Origin of the sequence: Kitasatospora sp. GAS204B, from assembly GCF_029892155.1 — a bacterium.
Classification (GTDB): Bacteria; Actinomycetota; Actinomycetes; order Streptomycetales; family Streptomycetaceae; genus Kitasatospora.
In genome coordinates this window covers 297,505-317,780 of record NZ_JARZAG010000004.1, presented here as the reverse complement: position 1 = coordinate 317,780, position 20,276 = coordinate 297,505, and the positions used below count along the sequence as shown (strand labels likewise).

Annotated in this window: 19 protein-coding genes and 2 pseudogenes; 8 read left to right on the top strand and 13 right to left on the bottom strand. The window is 71.3% G+C overall.

Translation table 11 applies throughout. The annotated features are described in order from the left end of the window. Positions 1-6: 6 nt before the first annotated feature. Positions 7-1,128 (bottom strand): hypothetical protein, encoded by a 1,122-nt coding sequence (locus P3T41_RS08340; RefSeq protein ID WP_280688956.1) that lies wholly within the window; start codon positions 1,126-1,128, stop codon positions 7-9. 9 nt (positions 1,129-1,137) lie between these two features. Next, a complete protein-coding gene (locus tag P3T41_RS08335) occupies positions 1,138-1,518 on the bottom strand; it encodes a hypothetical protein (RefSeq protein ID WP_280689058.1) in 381 nt (126 codons plus the stop codon). On the opposite strand from P3T41_RS08335, the pseudogene P3T41_RS08330 reads away from it, so the two are divergent. The 4 genes and pseudogenes from P3T41_RS08330 to P3T41_RS08315 all read left to right on the top strand — a co-directional run. Next, positions 1,463-1,981: pseudogene (locus tag P3T41_RS08330) on the top strand (hypothetical protein); the annotation flags it as partial. The gene P3T41_RS08335 and the pseudogene P3T41_RS08330 overlap by 56 nt on opposite strands. After that, entirely contained in the window at positions 1,978-2,529 is a 552-nt protein-coding gene (locus P3T41_RS08325) for a flavoprotein (protein WP_280688955.1), read from the top strand. The pseudogene P3T41_RS08330 and the gene P3T41_RS08325, both read left to right, overlap by 4 nt. After that, complete coding sequence (locus P3T41_RS08320; RefSeq protein ID WP_280688954.1) at positions 2,526-2,699, top strand: hypothetical protein; 174 nt, start codon at positions 2,526-2,528, stop codon at positions 2,697-2,699. Before P3T41_RS08325 ends, P3T41_RS08320 begins: the two co-directional genes overlap by 4 nt. Positions 2,700-2,797: 98 nt before the next feature. After that, a complete protein-coding gene (locus P3T41_RS08315; protein WP_280688953.1) occupies positions 2,798-4,270 on the top strand; it encodes a phosphatidylinositol-specific phospholipase C domain-containing protein in 1,473 nt (490 codons plus the stop codon). A gap of 3 nt (positions 4,271-4,273) precedes the next feature. On the opposite strand, the gene P3T41_RS08310 is transcribed toward P3T41_RS08315, so the two are convergent. Continuing rightward, positions 4,274-4,999, bottom strand: coding sequence for an SDR family oxidoreductase (locus P3T41_RS08310; protein WP_280688952.1), 726 nt, complete (start codon positions 4,997-4,999; stop codon positions 4,274-4,276). Positions 5,000-5,050: 51 nt separating this feature from the next. On the opposite strand from P3T41_RS08310, the gene P3T41_RS08305 reads away from it, so the two are divergent. Both P3T41_RS08305 and P3T41_RS08300 read left to right on the top strand, forming a co-directional pair. Next, on the top strand, positions 5,051-5,557 hold the full coding sequence (locus P3T41_RS08305; protein WP_280688951.1) for a MarR family transcriptional regulator: 507 nt from the start codon (positions 5,051-5,053) through the stop codon (positions 5,555-5,557). A 33-nt stretch (positions 5,558-5,590) separates the two neighbouring features. Beyond that, positions 5,591-6,325, top strand: coding sequence for a DUF2071 domain-containing protein (locus P3T41_RS08300; protein ID WP_280688950.1), 735 nt, complete (start codon positions 5,591-5,593; stop codon positions 6,323-6,325). Between the two features lie 8 nt (positions 6,326-6,333). Here the strand turns inward: P3T41_RS08300 and P3T41_RS08295 are convergent, their stop codons facing one another. Beyond that, entirely contained in the window at positions 6,334-7,227 is an 894-nt protein-coding gene (locus tag P3T41_RS08295) for an alkaline phosphatase family protein (RefSeq protein ID WP_280688949.1), read from the bottom strand. 89 nt (positions 7,228-7,316) lie between these two features. Here P3T41_RS08295 and cobC point away from each other — a divergent pair, with 89 nt between their 5' ends. Further along, a complete protein-coding gene (gene cobC / locus P3T41_RS08290; RefSeq protein WP_280688948.1) occupies positions 7,317-8,738 on the top strand; it encodes an Rv2231c family pyridoxal phosphate-dependent protein CobC in 1,422 nt (473 codons plus the stop codon). A 75-nt stretch (positions 8,739-8,813) separates the two neighbouring features. Here the strand turns inward: cobC and glnII are convergent, their stop codons facing one another. The 9 genes and pseudogenes from glnII to P3T41_RS08245 form a co-directional block, all read right to left on the bottom strand. Beyond that, positions 8,814-9,836 carry a glutamine synthetase gene (glnII, locus tag P3T41_RS08285; protein WP_280688947.1) on the bottom strand — a complete coding sequence of 341 codons (1,023 nt, stop codon included), beginning with the start codon at positions 9,834-9,836 and terminating at the stop codon, positions 8,814-8,816. 173 nt (positions 9,837-10,009) lie between these two features. Continuing rightward, the gene (locus tag P3T41_RS08280) at positions 10,010-10,951 is read right to left on the bottom strand and encodes a hypothetical protein (protein WP_280688946.1); all 942 of its coding nucleotides are present in this window, start codon (positions 10,949-10,951) and stop codon (positions 10,010-10,012) included. 254 nt (positions 10,952-11,205) lie between these two features. Then, positions 11,206-11,676: a hypothetical protein gene (locus tag P3T41_RS08275; RefSeq protein WP_280688945.1), complete on the bottom strand. Its 471-nt coding sequence runs from the start codon at positions 11,674-11,676 to the stop codon at positions 11,206-11,208. A gap of 71 nt (positions 11,677-11,747) precedes the next feature. After that, positions 11,748-11,837: pseudogene (locus P3T41_RS08270) on the bottom strand (uracil-DNA glycosylase); the annotation flags it as partial. 35 nt (positions 11,838-11,872) lie between these two features. Beyond that, complete coding sequence (ugpC, locus tag P3T41_RS08265) at positions 11,873-13,054, bottom strand: sn-glycerol-3-phosphate ABC transporter ATP-binding protein UgpC (RefSeq protein WP_280688944.1); 1,182 nt, start codon at positions 13,052-13,054, stop codon at positions 11,873-11,875. A gap of 58 nt (positions 13,055-13,112) precedes the next feature. Next, positions 13,113-14,006 (bottom strand): carbohydrate ABC transporter permease, encoded by an 894-nt coding sequence (locus P3T41_RS08260; protein ID WP_280688943.1) that lies wholly within the window; start codon positions 14,004-14,006, stop codon positions 13,113-13,115. Then, positions 14,003-14,941, bottom strand: a complete 939-nt coding sequence (locus P3T41_RS08255) for a sugar ABC transporter permease (RefSeq protein WP_280688942.1) — start codon at positions 14,939-14,941, stop codon at positions 14,003-14,005. The genes P3T41_RS08260 and P3T41_RS08255 overlap by 4 nt, the downstream gene beginning before the upstream one ends. Beyond that, positions 14,938-16,239, bottom strand: coding sequence for an ABC transporter substrate-binding protein (locus P3T41_RS08250; RefSeq protein ID WP_280688941.1), 1,302 nt, complete (start codon positions 16,237-16,239; stop codon positions 14,938-14,940). The genes P3T41_RS08255 and P3T41_RS08250 overlap by 4 nt, the downstream gene beginning before the upstream one ends. A gap of 167 nt (positions 16,240-16,406) precedes the next feature. Then, a complete protein-coding gene (locus tag P3T41_RS08245; protein ID WP_280688940.1) occupies positions 16,407-17,999 on the bottom strand; it encodes a helix-turn-helix domain-containing protein in 1,593 nt (530 codons plus the stop codon). A gap of 369 nt (positions 18,000-18,368) precedes the next feature. Between P3T41_RS08245 and dnaK the strand changes: the two genes are divergently transcribed. Then, the gene (dnaK, locus tag P3T41_RS08240) at positions 18,369-20,273 is read left to right on the top strand and encodes a molecular chaperone DnaK (RefSeq protein WP_280688939.1); all 1,905 of its coding nucleotides are present in this window, start codon (positions 18,369-18,371) and stop codon (positions 20,271-20,273) included. Positions 20,274-20,276: the final 3 nt, after the last annotated feature.

The window sequence follows — 20,276 nt, the reverse complement described above, 5'->3', positions numbered from 1 at the left end:
TCGCCCTCACTCCAAGAAGGCGCCAGAAGCAGCCATGACGTTGGCCAGGGCCCGCTTGTCCGTGATCCATTCGGGGTCGCCGGCCTCGACCGAGCGCCGTACATCCCTGATGGCAGCCTCGTGGGCCTCGTCCGGCCGGGCCATATGCGCCCGAATGAAGTGCTTGAAGAGTGCGGGAAGCTGGTCCGATCGAGTTGTGGTCTTGGCCTTCAGGGCGAAGAGCGGGAGGAACCAGGCTTCGAAGGCGACCCTGACCGCCTCGGTGGCTCGGTATGCGTCGTGCACGGGCCGAAGGCCTGCTGTGTGGTCATAGGGGAGATGGCCGTGCAGGGTGTACTGCAGGCGGGTGCCGTCATATTCGCGGAAGTGCTGGCCATGGGCCGCGATGTGGTTGGCAGCGTTCTGGGTGGTGGTCATGACGGCTATGTCCGCCTGCTGCCTTCGAGCTGCGGCGAGAACGGTGGCGTGGATGCCGGTCCTCGGATCCAGCACGAGGCCGGGGAGTCCGACGGGCGACAGGTCCACGCCGTGGTCCCGGGTTCGGGAGAGGATGAGGCGCTGGCCGCCATTGCCGACGGTGTTCCGTAGGTGCTTGGGCTGCTGGCGGTGGCTCGCGTGAATGTCCGTGCGATCGAGCACCGGGTGGTCCTTCACCGGGCAGGAAACAAGGTGCAGCCTGGTGATGTCCTGGGTGTCGGTGTTGCCGCAGGCGTTGCAAGGATGGGTGCCACCGCCGACCATGTGACCGCAGGCTCGACAAGTGGGAACGGTCTCCCGGCTGATCTCCAGAGTGCTGGCGCGGAGGTTGTTCTCGATCATCTCCAGAGCGAGGCTCGTGACCTCGGCGTCCGTATCGGTGACGATGCCGGCAACCGGTAAGTGTCCAAGCGGGTACTTGCCCGCGATGAGATCGGTCTCGAACGTCTGGCGGGAGACGCCCTCCCGACTGGTCTGCCGGTACCGCAGATCGCCTGTCAGGGCCACGGTGTTCCAGAGATGCAGAACGGGTGGCATGCCCAGGATGGCGTTCAGGGCCTCGGCGAGGCGGATGCCGACTGCTTTGCCTGGGTTGGTCTCGAAGGTGAAGGGCCCGTTCTGGACAGGCCCGTTGAGGAACAGGTGTGGCACGGGCTCCTCCTAGATCGGCGGGATGGTCATCCCCGTTCCAGTGAACTGGCCGTCCTGCAGCTCGTAGTGCAGGATCGCGGCATTGGGCAGCTTGCCCTTCCGCTCCTCAGCGAGTAGGTCGGGCAGGGGCCGACATTCGAGGAGCGACCGGAGCGCCACGGCAGCGGTCTGGTGGGTGAAGGCGATAACCGTGCGGGGCGAACGCAGTTCGGCCTGGGCCAGTGTGGCGAACTCGGAGGCCCTCTTGATCACGCCCTCAGCAAGCGATTCGCCGCCGCCGGGGGCGGTCCAGACGTGCTTCCGTAGTCGGCGGTCCTCGGCCAGGTCGGGGTAGGTGTCGAACAGCTCGCGCCGGCGCCCACCTGAGTACCTTGCCGCGCTGGGGCTCATGCTCCTTCGCGGGGTTACGGCCGCAAGCGCCGGTGGCGACCGCGCCACGACCGCCGAGTTCCTCGCCGAGGCCCAAGAGGTCGCGCGCTACGTCGATCTCGACAGCCCCGAGGCCTGGGCGAACTTCAGTCCGACCAACGTCGCGCTCCATTCGGTGAGCGCCTCGGTAGTGCTGGGCGACGCTGGGACGGCGCTGGAAGCCGCCCGGCCTCTGATGCGCAGACGCATCCCGGTCCCCGAGCGTCGGGCGGCACTATGGGTGGAGGCTGCACGGGCGTACAGCCAGCAAGGCAGACTGGCCGAGGGATACAAAGCGCTCAGGGTCGCGGAGAGCTGTGCCTCGGAGGACATCCACCGACGGCCCAGCGTGCTGGAGCTGGCCGGTGACATGGCTGCTCGCGACCGGCGCGGCGCTGTCCCGGAGCTTCGCCGTTTCTGCCAGGAGTTGGGAGTCCAGGTTTGACCGAGCACCGCGAGCCGTTCCTGTATGTCATCGTCTGCGCTTCTGGCATCGCGGACGGGGTGAGTGAGCTGATCACCGCTGCCCATGCCGAGGGCTGGAAGGTCGGCGTGATCGCCACCCCGAACGGGCTCGGTTTCATAGACCAGGAAGCCATCGAGGCTCAGACGGGCTACCCGATCCGTTCGGCGTGGCGCACGCCCAGCATCCCGCAGCCACTCCCTCCGGCCGACGCCATCGCGGTCGCCCCCGCGACGTTCAACACGATCAACAAGTGGGCCGCCGGCATCTCGGACACGCTCGCGCTCGGCATCCTCTGCGAGGCGTACGGGCTCGGCATCCCGGTGGCCGTCCAGCCGTACGTCAACTCCGCCCAGGCGGCACACCCTGCCTACGACGAGAGCCTGGCCCGACTCCGGTCCATGGACGTCCTGATCGGCGACTACGTGCCCCACAAGCCCAAGGCCGGCGGCGGTCGTGACCACTACAACTGGACCCACGTGCTCGACCTGCTTCGCCCGGTGGCGCAGTCGGTCGGAGGGACACCGTGAGCTTCTACCTGATCACCGACCCGCGTCAGCAGACGGTAACGCTCTTCTCGGAGCCCGATCACGACCAGTACCACACGCGCAGCGATGGGAAGTTCGGCGGCCGCGTGCGGATCCCGGTGCCGTTCGGGTCCGTGCCGGAGCCGGCTGGTCTCGTGCCCTGCGGCGACTGACGGCGGCCTTCCGCCGCTGGCCTCCTGGGCGGAGAATCGCACGGCCGCCCGACCGACGGGCAGGCGACTGACCTCTCCCGCACCTATGGAGGATCCCCGTGCACATCCCCTCGTTATTTCCGCCGCGTGCCGTCAGAGCCGCCGTTGCCGTCGCCGCCACACTCGCTGCCGCGAGCGGGGCGCTGCTGGCGGCACCGGTGACGGCCGTCGCCCAGCCGAGCTCTTCCTCGGAAGCCTTCAACAGCCTGACCGGCCAGAGCCACCCCGACTGGATGGCCCAGGTGCCGGACGGCACCGGCCTGGGCGCGATGTCCATCCCCGGCACGCACGACACGCTGGCCATCCACGGCGGCCTCGCGCCCTGGGCCTACGAGGCGCAGGAGGACCACGGCGACAGCGCCGCCACTCTGACCGCGCAGCTGGACGCCGGGATCCGCGCGATCGACATCCGGGTGCGGGTGATCGGCGGCGCGTTCACCATCCACCACACCGACGTCTACCAGAACGCGAACTTCGACGACGTGCTGACGCACGCCCAGGCCTTCCTGAGCGCGCATCCCGGCGAGACGGTCGTGATGAACCTGCACGGCGAGTGCGACGCGGACACCACCGAGGGCGGCAGCGGCACGGCCTCGATCGGCCACTGCGCCGACGACCCGTCGAACACCACCGCGGCCGACCGGATCAACATCTTCGACGGCTATCTGGCCCGCTACCCGGGGCTGTTCTACGCGCCCACCGTGACCGGCAGCAGCACCGCCGCCACGCCGACGCTCGGCCAGGCGCGGGGTCACATCGTGCTGGCCGACTTCACCGGCCCGAGCGGCGAGGTGTACCCGGGCTTCGGACTGTCCCAGCTGCCCGGCGGCGACTCGGGCAGCACGGTGGAGAACGACTGGACGCAGTGCGACCTCGGCAAGAAGTGGGGCGAGGCGCAGAGCAACCTGACGAACGCGGCGAACGACACCTCCGGTGGCCTGTACGTCACCTACACCTCGGCCAACTGCGCACCGCTGGGCGCGGATCCGGCCGACATGGCGGGCGGCTACCTCGGGGGCGAGGGCGAGAACCAGCACCTGCTCGACTACCTGAACGCCGGCGGCCCGGGGAAGACCGGCGTGCTGCGGATGGACTTCCCCGGGTGGGCGGTGATCGCGGGCCTGATCGACCGCAACCCCGGCATCTGGCGGACCGGGCCGGTGAGTTCGGGCATCGCGGGCAAGTGCCTGGACGACTACTACGACTCGACCGCGAACGGCGCCACCGTCGACCTGTACAGCTGCAACGGCACCGCCGCCCAGCAGTGGCGCCCGGCCACCGACGGCACGCTGCGGATCAACGGCCAGTGCCTGGACGTCACCGGCGCGGCCACCAGCCCGGGCACCCTGGTCGAGCTGTGGCCGTGCAACGGCGGGGCGAACCAGCAGTGGAGCGCGAACGGCAGCGGTGCGCTGGTGAGTTCCCAGTCGGGGCTGTGCCTGGACGATCCGTCGTCCAGCACGACGGACGGCACGCGGCTGCAGATCTGGTCCTGCAACGGGACCCCGGCGCAGCACTGGAGCCTCCCGTAGCGGTCAACGTCCGCTGAAGGTGCCCCCGTTGAGGTGCAGCGTCTGGCCGGTCAGGTGTGTGGCGGCCGGCGAGGCCAGGTAGAGCGCAGTGCCGGCGATGTCGGCGGGGGTGCCGGCGCGGCGGTTCAGGGCGCTCTCGATGTTCCAGGCGCGGCGCTCGGGTGCGATGCCGGCGCCGAAGAACTCGGTGTCCTCGATGTAGCCGGGGGCGATCACGTTGGCGGTGATCCCCTCGGGGCCGAGCTGCTGGGCCAGCGTGAGGGTCCAGGCCTCGACGGCAGCCTTGGCGGCGCCGTAGGAGCCGGAGCCGCCACGGTGGGCGGCGATCGAACTGAGGTTGACCACCGTGCCGCCGGGGCGCAGGCGCTCGCGCAGGGCCGTGGTGAGCAGCACGGCGGAGAGCAGGTTGGCGTCGAGGTTGGCCCGCCAGGCGGCGGCCAGGCCGGCCAGGCCCGGTCCGGGCTCGGCGCCGATGTCGGTGTTGCCGCCGGCGTTGTTGACCAGCACGTCGACCCGGTCCGGGAGTTCGGCCAGCGCGGCCGTCACCTGGGCCGGGTCGGCGGCGTCGAAGGCGACCGGGCGGACGGCCGGGCCCAGTTCGGCGGCGGTCCGGTCCAGTACCTCCTGGCGGCGGCCGGTGATCACCACCTGGTCGCCCTGGTCGGCGAAGGCGGCGGCGACCGCCCGTCCGATGCCGGTGCCGCCCCCGGAGACGATGATCTGACGCATCGTGCGATGCTCCCCTCGTTTAGACCTAAACGTAGCTGGCACACTAGCACCATGACCGCACCCGAAGACGACCTCGCCGCCGCGATCGCCCGGGCCTGGCAGCGCGAGCAGCCGGACCTGCCGGTCGGCTCGATCCCGATCCTGACCCGGATCCGGCAGGCCGCCAAGCTGCTCACCGACGACCGGCGGCGCACCCTGGCCCGGGTGGCGATGGACGACGCCACCCTCGACCTGCTCAGCACGCTCCGCCGGGCCGGTGCACCCTACCGCCTGACCACCCGGGAGCTGGCCGCCCGCTCGATGATCACCGCCGGCGCCGTCACCCAGCGGGTCGACCGGGCCGAACAGGCCGGCCTGGTCCGCCGGTTGCCCACCGAACCGGGGAGCCGGGCGGTGCCGGTGGAGCTGACCGCCGGCGGGCACGCGGCCGTCGAGGCGGCGGTGGGCGACCTGCTTCGGCACGAACAGGGGCTGGTGGACGGGGCGTTGGACGGGCCGGAGCAGGCGGAACTGGCCGGACTGCTGGCCAAGCTGCTGGCCGCGCTGCCCCGGGGCTAGCATTTCTGCCATCGAACGGCCGAGGGGGGCGCTGTGGACGGACGACCGAAGGTGCGCTGGCATCACGCGGTGGCCGAGCTGACCGACTTCGCGTTGGTGACTTGGGCAGCGGACCCGGAGCGAGTGGCGGCGCTGCTGCCCGCCGGGTTCGAGCCGGACATCCGGGACGGGGCCGCACTGGTCTCGCTGGTGGCGTTCCGCGACCGGCACTTCCACTTCCGGCTGGCACCGCCGGTGCGGTTCTCGGCGGGGCAGGTGAACTACCGGGCGTACGTGCGGCGCGGGGGCGAACGCGGCGTCTGGTTCTTCGGCACCTCGCTCAGTAGCCGGCTGGTCCAAGTGGCCCGCACCGCCTGGCAGATGCCCTGGCACCACGAGTCGGTGCGGGTGGCCTCCCGGCTGGGCGAGGCCGGCCTGACCCAGTGGCGGCTGCGGACGGTGGGCGGTTGGGGCTCGGCCGCCGTGGACCTGCGCGGCACCGGGCGGGCGCTGCCCACCCCGGCGGGCTTCGCGGACCAGGGTGAGGCCAGCCGGATCCTGCTCGACCCGGCGCTCGGCTGGTACCCCCGCCGCGACGGCACGGGGATCGGCCGCTACTCGGTCTGGCACCAGCCGCTCGCCCTGCGGCAGGCCGAGGTGACCGGCGCGCGCAGCCAGGCCCTCACCGCCCTGGGCCTGATCGCCGAGGAACAGCCCCCGTGCCACGCGGGCCTGCAGCACAGCGTCCTGTTCGACGTGCACACCCCACCCCGACGACAACTCGGCTGAAGTAAGCGTCAGTTCCAGATGCCCGTGATGTCCCCGGCCGTCGCGGCACCCCCGGCGTGGCTGGTCAGGCCGGCCAGGTCCTCCAGGGTCCGCAGCAGGTCGAGGTGGGTGTAGCGGGCCCCGGCGGTGCTGCCGGGGGTCACGTGCTGCCCGTAGAGCAGGGTGGGGATCTGGTTGGTGGGGCCGTTGTCGTCCTCGTCGAAGGTGACGACCAGCATGCTGTTGTGGCTCTGCGCCCAACTCGCGTAGCCGCCGAGGTTGTTCTTCAGCCAGGCGTCACCGGTCGCGACCGGGCAGTCGTGCAGGTCGTCGCAGAGGTTGGGGATCACGAAGCCGACCTTGGGCAAGGTGCTGTAGTCGGCCGGGAACTGGGCGAAGGTGTGGGCGGTGTCGAGCGGGACATTGCCGAAGCCGAACCACGGGTTGTGCTTCTGCGCGTACTCGCCGCCGGCGCAGAGTGTCGAACCCTGGTTCGGCAGCGACTCGTTGTAGCTGTCCCAGCGCTCTCCGGCGGCCAGTAGCTCGGCGCCGAGGTTGGGCGCGCCGAGCGAGCCGACGGCGACGCAGCTGTCGTCGGTGCGGCCCTGGGTGCTGCCGGAGAAGAGCGCGTAGTAGTTGGGCTCGCTCGGGTGGGTGAGGGCGTGCGAGTCGGTGAGGTCGGCACCGCCGGCCTTGAGCGTGCCGTTCAGGTACGGGGCGTCGGGGTTGCCGATGATCTGGCCGTACGCGTGGTTCTCCAGCACCACCACCAGCACGTGATCGGGCCGGGGCAGTTCGGCGACCGTCGCAGTAGCGGTGGTGGCGGTGGTGGCGCCCGACGGGGGCGGCGCGCTGTCCAGGCAGCCGGTGGCGAGGACGGCGACGGACGCGAGCGCGACCAGCAGGTGCGGGCGGCGGAGCATGCCGACAGCCTGCCACCCGGGCGCGACGCGGCTCGGGCGCCGCACCGGCAGCGTGACATGATTCCGGGGCGCGGAGGGAGAAATCACAGGTGAACGGTACTGAGGACGGCGTGGTGGTCGGCGTCGGGGCGAGCGCCGGAGTGGCCGAGGGCGAGGTGCTCGACCTGATCGACGCCGCGCTGGCCGAGGCCGGTCTGGCAACGGCGGCCGTGCGGCGGCTGGCCACCGCCGAGCAGCGGAGCGCCGAGCCCGGGCTGCTGGGCGCGGCCCGAGCGCTGGGCGTGCCGCTGGTCGGCCACCCGGCGGGCGAGTTGGCCGCCGTCGCGGTGCCGAACCCGTCGGCGGCGGTGCTGGCGGCCGCCGGGACGGCGAGCGTGGCGGAGGCGGCCGCGCTGCTCGGCGGCGGCGAACTGCTGGTCGGGAAGCGGAAGTCGGCCCGCTCGACGGTGGCGGTCGCCACCCTGCCGGCCGCCGAGCCGGATCTGCGCCACCACGGCGACGCCGAGGTCCGGGCCGCCGGCCTGGTCGACCTCGCGGTGAACGTGCGCACCGGTACCCCGCCCGGCTGGCTGCGCGAGGCGCTCGCCGCCGCCCTCGGTGAGCTGGCCGCCTACCCCGAGCAGAGCGCGGCCCGGGCCGCCGTCGCCGCCCGGCACGGCCGGCCGGTCGCCGAGGTGCTGCTGACCGCCGGGGCCGCCGAGGCCTACGTGCTGCTGGCCCGCACCCTGCGCCCGCGCCACGCGGTGGTGGTGCACCCGCAGTTCACCGAGCCGGAGGCGGCGCTGCGCGATGCCGGGATCCCGGTGCACCGGGTGCTGCTCGGCGCGGCGGACGGCTTCCGGCTGACCGCCGGGGCGGTGCCCGAGCAGGCCGACCTGGTGGTGATCGGCAACCCGACCAATCCGACCTCGATCCTGCACCCCGCCGCCGCGCTGGCCGCGCTGGCCAGGCCCGGGCGCACCCTGGTGGTCGACGAGGCGTTCATGGACACCGTCCCCGGCGAGCCTGAGTCGCTCGCGGAGCTGCGGGAACTCCCGGGCCAGGTCGTGGTGTTGCGCAGCCTGACGAAGACCTGGGGGCTGGCCGGGCTGCGGATCGGCTACCTGCTGGCCCCGGCCTCGCTGGTCGCCGAGCTGAGCCGGGCCCAACCGCTCTGGCCGGTCTCCTCCTTGGGCCTGATCGCTGCCGAACTGTGCAGCGCCGAAGCCGCGTTGGCGCAGGCCGAGGCGGCGGCCCGGCAGCTCTGCGCGGACCGGGCGCACCTGCTGACCCGGCTGGGCGAGCTCCCCTGGCTGCGGGTGCACGGCGAACCGGCCGCGTCCTTCGTGCTGATCGAGCTGGCGGGCGCCGACCGGGTGCGGGCGCGACTGCGCGCCGCGGGCTTCGCGGCGCGCCGCGGCGACACCTTTCCCGGCCTGGGCGCCGACTGGCTGCGGGTGGCGGTGCGGGACCGGGCGACCACGGACGCCTTCGTCGAGGCCCTCGAACGCTGCCGGGAGTCGACCGGCTAGCCGGGCGCCCGGTGGACACGGCGCTGCCCGCCGGCCCTCGCAAGGGCAGGCGGGCAGCGTGGTGCTGACGGTGGGTCAGACCAGGTCGGCCTTCTCCAGCGCGGAGCAGCAGGTGTTGACCAGCAGGCGGGTCACCACGTACGGGTCGACGTTGGCGTTGGGGCGACGGTCCTCGATGTAGCCCTTCTTCTCCACCTCGACCTGCCACGGGATGCGCACCGAGGCGCCGCGGTCGGAGACGCCGTAGGAGTAGACGTTCCACGGGGCGGTCTCGTGCTTGCCGGTCAGGCGGGACTGGATCTCGTCGCCGTACTGGCTGACGTGCTCCAGGACGATCTCCTGGGAGGCGCCCAGCGACTCGCAGGCGGCGATGATGGCGTCGTAGCCCTCACGCATCGCCTTGGTGGAGAAGTTGGTGTGCGCGCCCGCGCCGTTCCAGTCGCCGCGCACCGGCTTGGCGTCCAGGGTGGCGTCGATGCCGAACTCCTCGGCGGTGCGGTAGAGCAGGTAGCGGGCCACCCACAGGTGGTCGGAGACGGTCAGCGCGTCGACCGGGCCGATCTGGAACTCCCACTGGCCGGGCATGACCTCGGCGTTGATGCCGCAGATCGCCAGGCCCGCGGCCAGGCAGCGGTCCAGGTGCAGCTCGACGATCTCGCGGCCGAAGACCTCCTCCGCGCCGATACCGCAGTAGTAACCGCCCTGCGGGGCCGGGAAGCCGGCGTCGGGGAAGCCCAGCGGACGCGAGCCCTTGAAGAAGGTGTACTCCTGCTCGATGCCGAAGATCGCCTCCTGGCCGGCGAACCGCTCGGCGATCGGACGCAGCAGCGCGCGGGTGTTGGAGACGTGCGGGGTGCCGTCCGTCTCGTTGACCTCGCACAGCACCAGGACGTTGTCGCCGCCGCGGATCGGGTCCGGGAACGAGGCGACCGGGGCCAACACGCGGTCCGAGGCGTGGCCCTCGGCCTGGTTGGTGGAGGAACCATCGAAGCCCCAGGTCGGCAGCGAATCGGCGTTGGCCAGGATCCGAGTCTTGGAACGGAGCTTGGCGGTCGGCTTGGTGCCGTCGATCCAGATGTACTCGGCCTTGATAGCCACGGCGGTTTACCTCGCAATGTCTCGGTGGGTGCCTGCGTAGCGTTGCAAGTCGCCGTTTCCCCACTGTTCCTCTTGTGTAACCAGCATGTGAACCGACTATGCGAAGTTGCACCCTCACGCTCCGAGAGTGCCAGCGTCCGCCCGCGGTCCGCGTCGACCGGTATCCGCGCAGGTCAGCGCCGGTGCGTGGCGCGCCGGCGGCGGGAGACCATGATCGCGGCGGCACCGAAAGTCATCAGCGCGGCGGCCCCGGCGAGGAGCGGGATGACGCTGGTGTTACCAGTGAACGCGAGTGCGGCGGCTGGGGCGGCGGGGCGCCGGCTGGGGGTCGGCGTGGCGGCGCCGGGGGTCGGGCTCGCGGCGGCGGCAACCTGGGCGACGGGCACCGGGCCGGGAGCAGCCGGGCCGGAAGCGGGCGGCCCCGGAACGGTCAAGCCGGCGGACGCCGGCGCCGACGCCGGCATCGACGGAGCCGCGGCAGCACCGGGTGTGACGCAACTCACCGACGCCACCGTGATGGTGCCGTCCACCTTGGCGACGTTGAGGTTCAGCGGATTCAACGCGACGTGGACCGAGAGCGCGGCCGCCGCGGCCGTGCTGGAGGTGGTGCTCCGCGGCGCGAACTCGATGTCCACCGAGCCGATCGCCGGGACGTCCACGTGGGTCGGCCCGATCGCCCGCAGGCTCACCTGGTGCCCGAGCACCGAGAGCGTGGCGGGCATGTTCACGGTGGCGGTCGGCGAGCCGTCCACCGGGCAGCTGACCGAGGCGCTGAGCGCCCGCAGCCCCAGCAGCGTGCTGGCGGGCAGGCCCGGCGCGTGCACGTCGGCGTTGAGCAACTGGACGGCGGCGGAGGCACCTTGGGCGTCCAGGTGGGTCACCGAGCTGCCCACGTCGGCCTTGACCAGGGTGACCGGGCCCGGCTGCGCCACGCCGGCCACGTTCGCGCTCAGCACCGAGCCGTGCTGCTCGGCCGGCGACTCGACCTTGTTCAGCGCGATGTCCACCGGGACGTCCACCGTGCTGTTCAACAGGCTGACGTCCAACGCGAGTTCGGCGGTGACCGCGTCGGCCCGCCCGGCCTCGGGGGTGTCGGCCCGGGCTGGCGCCGCCACCGGCAGCGCCGTGAGCGCGGTGACGGCCAGCAGAGCGGCGGCCCGGCGGAGGGCAGCGCGGTGGACGGCAGCACGGTGAACGGCGACACGGTGAACGGCGGCGCGATGGACAGGACGGGCAGCGGACAGCACGGAGGAACCCCCACGGGTGGACGGTGATGCGAGAGCGCCTGCTGCGCTCCGAGTGCGCCATCCTCCGGGCCACACCGCACACCGGGAGCAACTCCCGTCCCTTCTTCACTCGTTGGAGTGAATCAGGATCCTGAGTCCGATGCCGCGGGCGACGGGGTGCTGGCATGGGTGATCTTGCTGGTGTCGATGTAGAGGCCCGCGAAGGCGGCGACCGCGGAGGTCAGCGCCGGGATCGCGTCGACGTGCCTGGGGTAGACCAGCAGCGCGACGGCGGCCGCCACGGCGGCCAGCAGCGCACAGCCGCCCAGGCCGTTCCAGGCCCGGCGGGTGACCGTGTGGTCGGGGTTGATGACGGCGCCGAGCAGCGCGGTGACCAGGCCCGAGGCGACCTGCATCAGGTCGGGCAGCGCGGTGTCGCCGTCCCAGGCGATCACCCCGAGGAACAGCATGAGCAGCGCGAAGGCGGCGACCGCGAGGTTGGCGGTGGGGCCGCTCTGGGCGGGTGGCGCGGGCTGGACGGTCTGCGCGGGCTGGGCGGGCGGCGCGGGCTGGGCGGGCGGCGCGGGCTTGATACCGGTGGCTGGTGTGACCATCTGATCTCCAGGGTTCCAGGGTTCGACGAATGGACTGCGCGGGCCCAGCAAAGCGCTACGACAGTCGCCAAGTCCACCGGTTGCGCACCCTGACGTGCCAGCAGCTCGTTCGCCCGGCTGAACGGACGCGACCCGAAGAAGCCGCGGTCGGCGGCCGTCGGGCCATCGGGGCGCCGACCCCGGCCGTGGGTCCGGGTCAGACGGTGGGCTCGGGGTGGACCAGGTTGGCGCCGGTGGCGGGGTCGAAGACGTGGAGGCGGGAGGTGTTCATCCACAGCTCCAGTTGCTCGCCCTCGGCGGCGCGGGTGGCGGCGCTGAGGCGGGCGACGAGTTGGTGCTCCTGTACGCCGGTGTCCGCGAGACCGGAGTCGACTGCGAGTTCCTCCAGTTCGGAGGTCCGTGCCGGCCCCTCCTCGGTGAAGTGGAGGTAGACGTCCGAACCGACGGACTCCAGCACGTCCACGGTGACGGTGAAGGTATGGCCGCCGTGCCGACCGCCCATCAGCGAGGCCTCCTCGAAGTCCTCGGGGCGAATGCCGACGATCAGCTCGCGGGGCGCGTCCGCGCGGGTCAGCAGCTGGCGGGTGCGGTCGTCCAGCGGGAGATCGCCGACCGAGGTGCGCAGCGCGTTCTCCTCAAGCGTGGCGTTCAGGAAGTTCATGCCGGGCGAACCGATGAACCCCGCGACGAAGAGGTTGCGCGGGGAGTCGTACAGGTGCTGCGGCGTACCGACCTGCTGGACGACTCCGCTGCGCATCACCACCACCTTGTCGCCCAGCGTCATCGCCTCGACCTGGTCGTGCGTGACGTAGACGGTGGTGGTGCCCAGCCGGCGCTGCAGGCGGGAGATCTGGGTGCGCATCTGGACCCGGAGTTTGGCGTCCAGGTTCGACAGCGGCTCGTCCATCAGGAAGGCCTTGGGGTTGCGGACGATGGCGCGCCCCATGGCCACGCGTTGGCGCTGGCCGCCGGAGAGGTTGGCGGGCTTGCGGTCCAGGTGCTCGGTCAGGTCGAGGATCCGGGCCGCCTCCTCCACCTTGGCGTCGCTGGTCGCCTTGTCCACCTTCGCCAGCCGCAGCGCGAAGCCCATGTTGGCGCGGACCGTCATGTGCGGATAGAGGGCATAGCTCTGGAAGACCATCGCGATGTCGCGTTCCTTCGGTGGCTTGTCGTTGACCACCTGGTCGCCGATCCGCAGGGTGCCCTCGGTGATGTCCTCCAGACCCGCGATCATGTTGAGGGTGGTGGACTTGCCGCAGCCCGAGGGGCCGACCAGGATGACGAACTCACCGTCGGCGATGGCGAGGTTGACGTCCCTGACAGCGACAGCGCCGTCCGGGTAGCGCTTGGTGATCCCCTCGAGGACGATCTCGGCCACAGTCCTGCCTTCCTTCTTCTTGACGGTGTGTCAGCCTTGGGCGGCGTGGCGCGGTGCGCTAGCCCTTGACGGCGCCGGAGGTGAGCCCGGCGACGATGTGGCGCTGGAAGAGCAGCACGAACACGATGATCGGAACGGTGATCACCACGGCCGCCGCCGCGATGGATCCGGTGGGCTGTTGGAACTGCGAACTGCCGGTGAAGAAGGCGATCGCGGCCGGTACGGTGCGGGCCCTGGTGGTGGAGGTCAGCGAGATGGCGAAGAGGAAGTCGTTCCAGCAGAAGATGAAGACCAGGATCGCCGTCGTGAACACGCCGGGTGCCGCGAGCGGGGCGATCACCAGCCGGAACGCCTGCGCCGGGGTCGCGCCGTCGACCTTGGCCGCCTTCTCCAGGTCCCAGGGGATCTCGCGGAAGAACGCCGACAGGGTGTAGATGGCCAGCGGCAGCGAGAAGGTCATGTAAGGGATGATCAGCCCCGGCCAGGTGTCGAAGATCCCCAGCAGCCGTTCGATGTTGAACAGCGGCGACACCAGCGAGATCGGAGGGAACATCGCGATCAGCAGTGACATGCCGATCAGCAGTCGCTTTCCCGGGAAGCGCAGCCGGGCGACCGCGTAGGCGGCCATGGTCCCGAGGATGACGGCGATCACGGTGGCGATCAGTGCGATGCCGATCGAGTTGATCAGGGCGCGGGTGAACTCGGAGGTCTGGAAGATGCCCCGGTAGTTCTGCGTGGTCCACTTGCTGGGGATGAAGTCGCCGTCGGTCAGGGTGCTCGGGTCCTTGAAGGACAGCGCGGCGATCCACCAGACGGGGAAGAGGGCGTAGGCCACGACCACCACGTTGGCGACGCTCCAGCCGACCACCCGCCTGGTCTGTGCGGTGGAGCGGCGCGGGCGGGCGCCGGGCGCGGCCGGCTGGTGGGCGGCAGTCGGGTGGGTGGTGGTCATCGGCGTTCCATCTCCGAACCGGGCGCGGCGGTGCCGAACAGCTTGATGAACACGAACGCGATGAGCGCGACACAGACGAAGATCAGCACCGAGATCGCCGATCCGATGCCGAGGTTCAGGGCGGTGAAGAGGTTGTCGTAGCCGAGGATCGAGACCGAGGCGGTGTTGTTGGAACCCGACGTCAGCACATAGATGTTGTCGAAGATCCGAAAGGCGTCCAGGGTCCGGAAGAGCAGTGCCACCAGGATGGCCGGCTTCATCAGCGGCAGGATCACCAGGACGAGCCGCTGCCAGGCGGTGGCACCGTCCACCATCGCCGCGCGGACGGTCTCCTCCGGCACCAGGGCCAGCCCGGCGAGCAGCAGCAGCGCCATGAACGGCGTGGTCTTCCAGACCTCGGCGAGGATGATCAGCCCGATCGCCTGCCAGTGGTCGGTCAACGGCGCGCTGCCGGCCGGGAGCAGCGCGGCCAGATAGCCGGTGCCCGGCGTCCAGGCGTACTGCCAGGAGAAGGCGGCGACCACGGTGACGATCCCGTACGGGATCAGGATCGCGGTACGGACCACCCCGCGTCCGAAGAGGGCGCGGTGCATGACCAGCGCCAGCAGCATGCCGAGGACCAGCTCGATGGCGACCGAGACCACCGTGATCACCACCGTCACCCAGAGCGCGTCCCACCAGAACGGAGAGGTGAGCACCGCACCGTAGTTGCTGAGCCCGACCCAGTGGGCCAGCTGCGGGAACCGCAGGTCGTAGCGCTGCAGCGACAGGTAGACGGCGTACCCGATGGGGTAGGCGGTGACGGCGGCCATCACGATCACCGCGGGTGCACAGAGCATGAAGCCGAGATTGCGCTCCTGCCGGGCGCCCACGGACAGGGCGTTGGGGCCCTTCGGGGTGGCGGGGTCGGGTGCTGCACGATCAGGCCCGGTCATGGAATCAGCCCCTTGGAACTCAGCGCGTCGCTGATCTGGCTGCGCAGGCCGGCGATCGAGCTCCGCGGCCTGATCGAGGCGGGAGGCGAGAGCGTGTGCGAGATGGCGATGGACACGTTCTGGTACGCCGGGGTCTGCGGCCGCACGCTCGCCGCCTCCAGGGAGGCCAGGATCTCGGCGGCGAACGGGTAACTGGCGCCGAGCGCCGGATCGGAGTAGAGACTGCGCAGAGTGGGCGGCAGACCGCCCTTGAGCGCGGCGACCTTCTGGTTGTCGCTGTTGCGCAGGCACAGCGCGGCCTCGTAGGCGAGGTCGGCGTGGCGGGTGTAGGCACCGATGGCGAGGTCGATGCCGCCGATGGTCACGCTGGCCGGCTTGCCGGGCTCGACGCCCGGGTAGGGCGCCCATTTGAAGTGCTTGAAGAGCTCGGGCTGGTCGGCCTTCATGGAGGGGTAGACGAACGGGTAGTTGATCTCGAAGGCGGCCGTGCCGGACTCCATCGCCAGCCGGTTCTGGTCCTCCATCTGGTTCGGCAGCGACGGGTCGGCGGCGGCGGAGGTCGCCAGGTCGTGCATGATGCCGGCTGCGGTGACCCCCGGCGGGCCGAGGGACGGCGCGGTGGCATCGGGTGTCAGGACGGCACCGCCGGCGCTGGTGATCAGGGTGTTGAACCAGACGGTCAGGCCCTCGTACTGGGCGCCCTGGATCTCGACGAAGTGCGGCTTGCCGGCCTTGGCCAGCGCCTCGGCCTGCGCCAGCATCTCGGCCCACGTCTTCGGCGGCGTGGGGACCAGGTCGTCGCGGTACCACAGCAGCTGCGTATTGGCGTTGTACGGGACGCCGTACAGCTTGCCCTTCCAGGTCGTGGTCTGGAGCGGCACCGGCAGGGTGTCCTCGGTGGCCTGCTCCTTGGTCGCCCCCGTCCACTCGCGGGCCCAGCCGGCCTCGGCGAACTCCGGCGCCCAGGTGACGTCGAGCCCGAGGATGTCCATCGAGGAGTCGTGCGCCGCCAACCGGCGGACGAGCTGCTGGCGCTGGCCGTCCGCCGTCCGTGGCAGCTTGTTGTAGTGGATGACGTACCGGCCGCCCGAGGCCTTGCCGCAGCTGTCCGCCGCCTGCTGGAGGGCGCCGGAGTCGTCCGGGAACTGATACCAGTTCAGGACGGCCGGGCCTGCCGACGCCGTCCCGCCGCACCCGGCGAGCACCGAGGCGAGCAGTGGCAGCGCGGCGAGCGCGTGCAGCCGGCGGGCGCCGCTGTGGCGACGCCGATGAGCTCGTCCGTCCGCATCGCCGCGCATCTGTCCCCCCTGCCGCCGATCACTGCGAAGACCGCCATCTGACAGATCATCAGTCCAGGTGACGCTAAGTCATGAAAGCCTGCGCGACAGTCATCCGACGGAGGGGCATTTGGGTGATTCAGCGGCTACCGGAAACAGACCTGACGGCAGGTGGGGCAGCCCCGGCGTCAACGGGGTTCGTAGAACACGTTGCAGATGCGGGTGGCGACATGGAGGTTGAGCCGGGCCTCGACGTCGCTGAGGTCGTGGCCGGTGATCTCGCGGATGCGCTGGAGGCGGTAGCGCACGGTGCTCCGATGGATGAGCAGGATCTCAGAGGTCGCGTCGTAGCTTCCGCCGCTCTCGAGGTAGCGCGAGAGCGTGGTGACGAGGTCGGTGTGGTGGCGCGCGTCGTAGTCCAGCAGGGCACCGAGCCATTCGCGGACGAAGCGGTCGGCTTCCCGTTCGCCGTCGCCGGTGCCCATCATGCGGTAGAGGCCGAGCTCCTCGAAGTTGGTGCTGCCGTGCGGGTCGTGGGATCTGCGCCGCACGGTGAGGGCTCGGGCGGCCTCGTCGTAGGAGTGCGGGAGGTCTGCGGGGCTGTCACAGCGGCCGCCGACGCCGATGGCCCCGGCCCGGGTGTCGAGGTCCTCGGAGACGGCCCGGTACAGCGCGTCCCCGGAGTCGAGCCCCGCTGCCAGCACGACCGTGGTCTCCCGGCGGGCGCCGATGAGCACGTCCACGCGCAGGCGAGCGGCCGCGCGGGCGACCGCGTCGCCGAGCGCCGCCTGGTCGGCGGGTCCGGGCCACTGCAGTACGGCGACCCGGTGCGGCCGGTGCAGATCGTGGCCGAAGGTGGCCGCACAGGCGAACATGTCCTCGGTCGCCCGGCCCGAGATGAGCCTGTCGACGAGATCACGACGCAGTTGTGGTTCCAACAGGGCGAGCCTGCGCGCGTGGGAGAGTTCCGGGGCCAGGACCAGGCCGGCCTGGTCGAGGGCGCAGGTGTCCGGCTTCCCGGCTCGCCGGTCCGGGTCGACCAGGGCTACCAGGCCGAGCAGGTCGCCGGCCATGGCGATGGGGGCGATCAGCCAGTCCCGGTCACGGACGGCGCCCGGCTGGTGCCGTGCGTGCTGCAGCAGCTCTTCTCGGGGTCCGAGGTCAGGTCCGCGAGGGGGCGGGGGCGGACCGGGGCCTGCCCAGACCCGCAGGTTGCCGAAGAGGTCCTCGGTCAGCGCCGGGAGCCCGGTGAGTTCGTGGAGAGCCCGGACTATGCCCTTCTCGCCCCGGCCGGAGGCCGCCGCGCGGGCAAGCGCTTCGTGGCAGGCGCCGGTGCGTTCCAGGACCGCGACGGTCGCGCCGGGGTCGGCGTCGCGCCGGACCTCCGCAGTCCTCAGCCGGTCGTTTTCCACGGCAGTGGCGCGTTCCAGCCGGCGCCGCGCCATCCATGCGAGGGCGATGCCGGCCTGCCGGACGAGCAGGTCGGCGAGGGCGCTCTCGTCGGCCGAGGGCGCGGTGCGGGCTCGGACGACGAGGTGGCCGAGACAGCGGTCGCCGTCACGTAGGGCGTAGACCCGCATCCAGCAGCAGCCGGCGCCGTCCGGGTGGCCGGTGGCTGTGGCTGCGGTGTGCGGCCGCGCGCCGGATACGGCGGGAGTGAACGGTGCGCGGCGCACCGGCAGGCCGTTGTGCAGCAGGTGGGCCGCGTCGAACGGGCCGAGCGCCGCCATCGCGGCCCTGGCAGCCCCCAGTACCGCGAACTCGTCGGCTCCCTCGAACATCGCCGTGGTGTGGCGAAGCAGGGTGTGCGCTACCCCAGCCGTTGGCGGGACCGCATGCGGTGGTGAGGCCGTCATCGCGGGCGGGACAGCGTCATCCATGACAGGCCCCCTTCGGGGCTCGGGACATCAGCCGCTGCTACCACGCTACGCCGCCCGAGGCGGGCCCTCAGCGGCAGGCCGCGGGCTTGGCACCCGTCCTGGCGGACGAGCGGGCCGTCGCGGGTTCGTCCTGCCAGGGCGAGGAATCCCGAGGACTGTCGCGCGAGGCTGGCGGCTGGCGTGGGCGCGAACGCGCGGCTGTCGTCGGCGGTCTCGCCGGGGCCCGCGTCACGGTCACGACCGGTCCGTGTCACGACGGAGGAGGTTCCCATGGCGAAGGCAGTCGGCATCGATCTCGGTACGACCAACTCGGTCATCGCGGTCTGGGAGGGCGGTGAGCCCACCGTGATACCGAACGCCGAGGGATCCAGGACGACGCCCTCGGTGGTGGCTTTCTCCGACACCGGCGAGCGGCTGGTGGGGCAGCTGGCCCGGCGGCAGGCGATCCTCAACCCGAAGGGCACCGTCACGTCCGCGAAGCGGTTCATCGGCCGTCGCTACGACGAGGTCGTGGAGGAGGCCAAGGCGGTCTCCTTCGACGTGGTGGAGGGACCGGGCGGGGTGGCCCGATTCGAGGTGAACGGCAAGCAGTACGCGCCCGAGGAGATCAGCGCGCAGGTGCTGCGCAAGCTCGCCGACGACGGCGGGAAGTCGCTCGGCGAGCGGGTGACCGAGGCGGTCATCACGGTGCCCGCCTACTTCAACGACGCCCAGCGGCAGGCCACCAAGGACGCCGGGAAGATCGCCGGCCTCGAGGTCCTGCGGATCATCAACGAGCCGACCGCGGCGGCGCTGGCCTACGGGCTGGACAAGAAGGGTCACGAGACCGTCCTGGTCTTCGACCTCGGCGGCGGCACCTTCGACGTCAGCATCCTGGACGTCGGCGACGGCGTGGTGGAGGTCCGCGCCACCGCAGGTGACTCCCACCTGGGCGGCGACGACTTCGACCGCCGGCTGGTGGACCACCTGGCGGACGACTTCCAGAAGACCGAGGGCATCGACCTGCGCAAGGACCCGCAAGCCCTGCAGCGGCTGTTCGAGGCCGCCGAGAAGGCCAAGACCGAGCTGAGTTCGGTCACCCAGACCCAGGTGAGCCTGCCGTTCGTCACCGCGGACGCCTCCGGGCCGAAGCACCTGACCGAGACCGTCCGCCGCTCCACCTTCGAGCAGATCACCGCGGACCTGGTCGAGCGCTGCCTGGGCCCGGTGAAGCAGGCGATGGCCGACGCGAAGGTCACCGACAACGACATCGACGAGGTCATCCTGGTCGGTGGTTCGACCCGCATCCCCGCGGTGCAGGCGCTGGTGCGGCGCCTGACCGGTGGCAAGGACCCCAACATGACCGTCAACCCGGACGAGGTGGTGGCGCTGGGCGCCGCCGTCCAGGCCGGAGTGCTCAAGGGTGAGGTCAAGGATGTACTGCTGCTCGACGTCACCCCGCTCTCGCTGGGCGTGGAGACAGCGGGCGGTGTGATGACCAAGATCATCGAACGGAACACCACCATCCCCGCCCGCCGCTCCGAGACCTTCTCGACCGCCGAGGACAACCAGCCGGCCGTGGACATCGTGGTGCTCCAGGGCGAGCGTGAACTGGCCGCCGACAACCGGGTGCTGGGCCGCTTCCGGCTGGAGAACCTCAAGCCCGCGCCACGCGGGCAGACCCAGATCGAGGTCACCTTCGACATCGACGCCAACGGCATCCTCAAGGTCAGCGCCAAGGACAAGGACACCGGCGCCGAACAGTCGATCACCATCAGCGAGGGCTCCAACCTCGACCAGGCCGAGGTCGAGCGGATGATCGCCGAGGCCGAGCAGAACCGCTCCGCCGACAGAGCGCTGCGCGAGGCAGTCGACGCCCGCAACGAGCTGGACGCGGTCGCCTACCAGGTCGAACGTCGGCTGAGCGAACTCGGCGACGCCGCGCCGCAGCACGAGCGGGCCCGCGCCGAGTTGTTGATCGATCAGGCACGCGCGGCCATCAAGGAGGAGGCACCCGCGGACCGCGCCCGCAGCCTCACCTCCGAGCTCCAGCAGGTCTACGCCGGACTGGCCGCCCACCCGGCCGGGCCCTCGGGCGCGTCCGGCCAGGCCGCCGGTGGCGGACCCTCGGGCGGCGCCTCGGGTGGTGGCGCGGGCGACGACGACGTCATCGACGCCGACTTCGACCGGAGCTGAGGC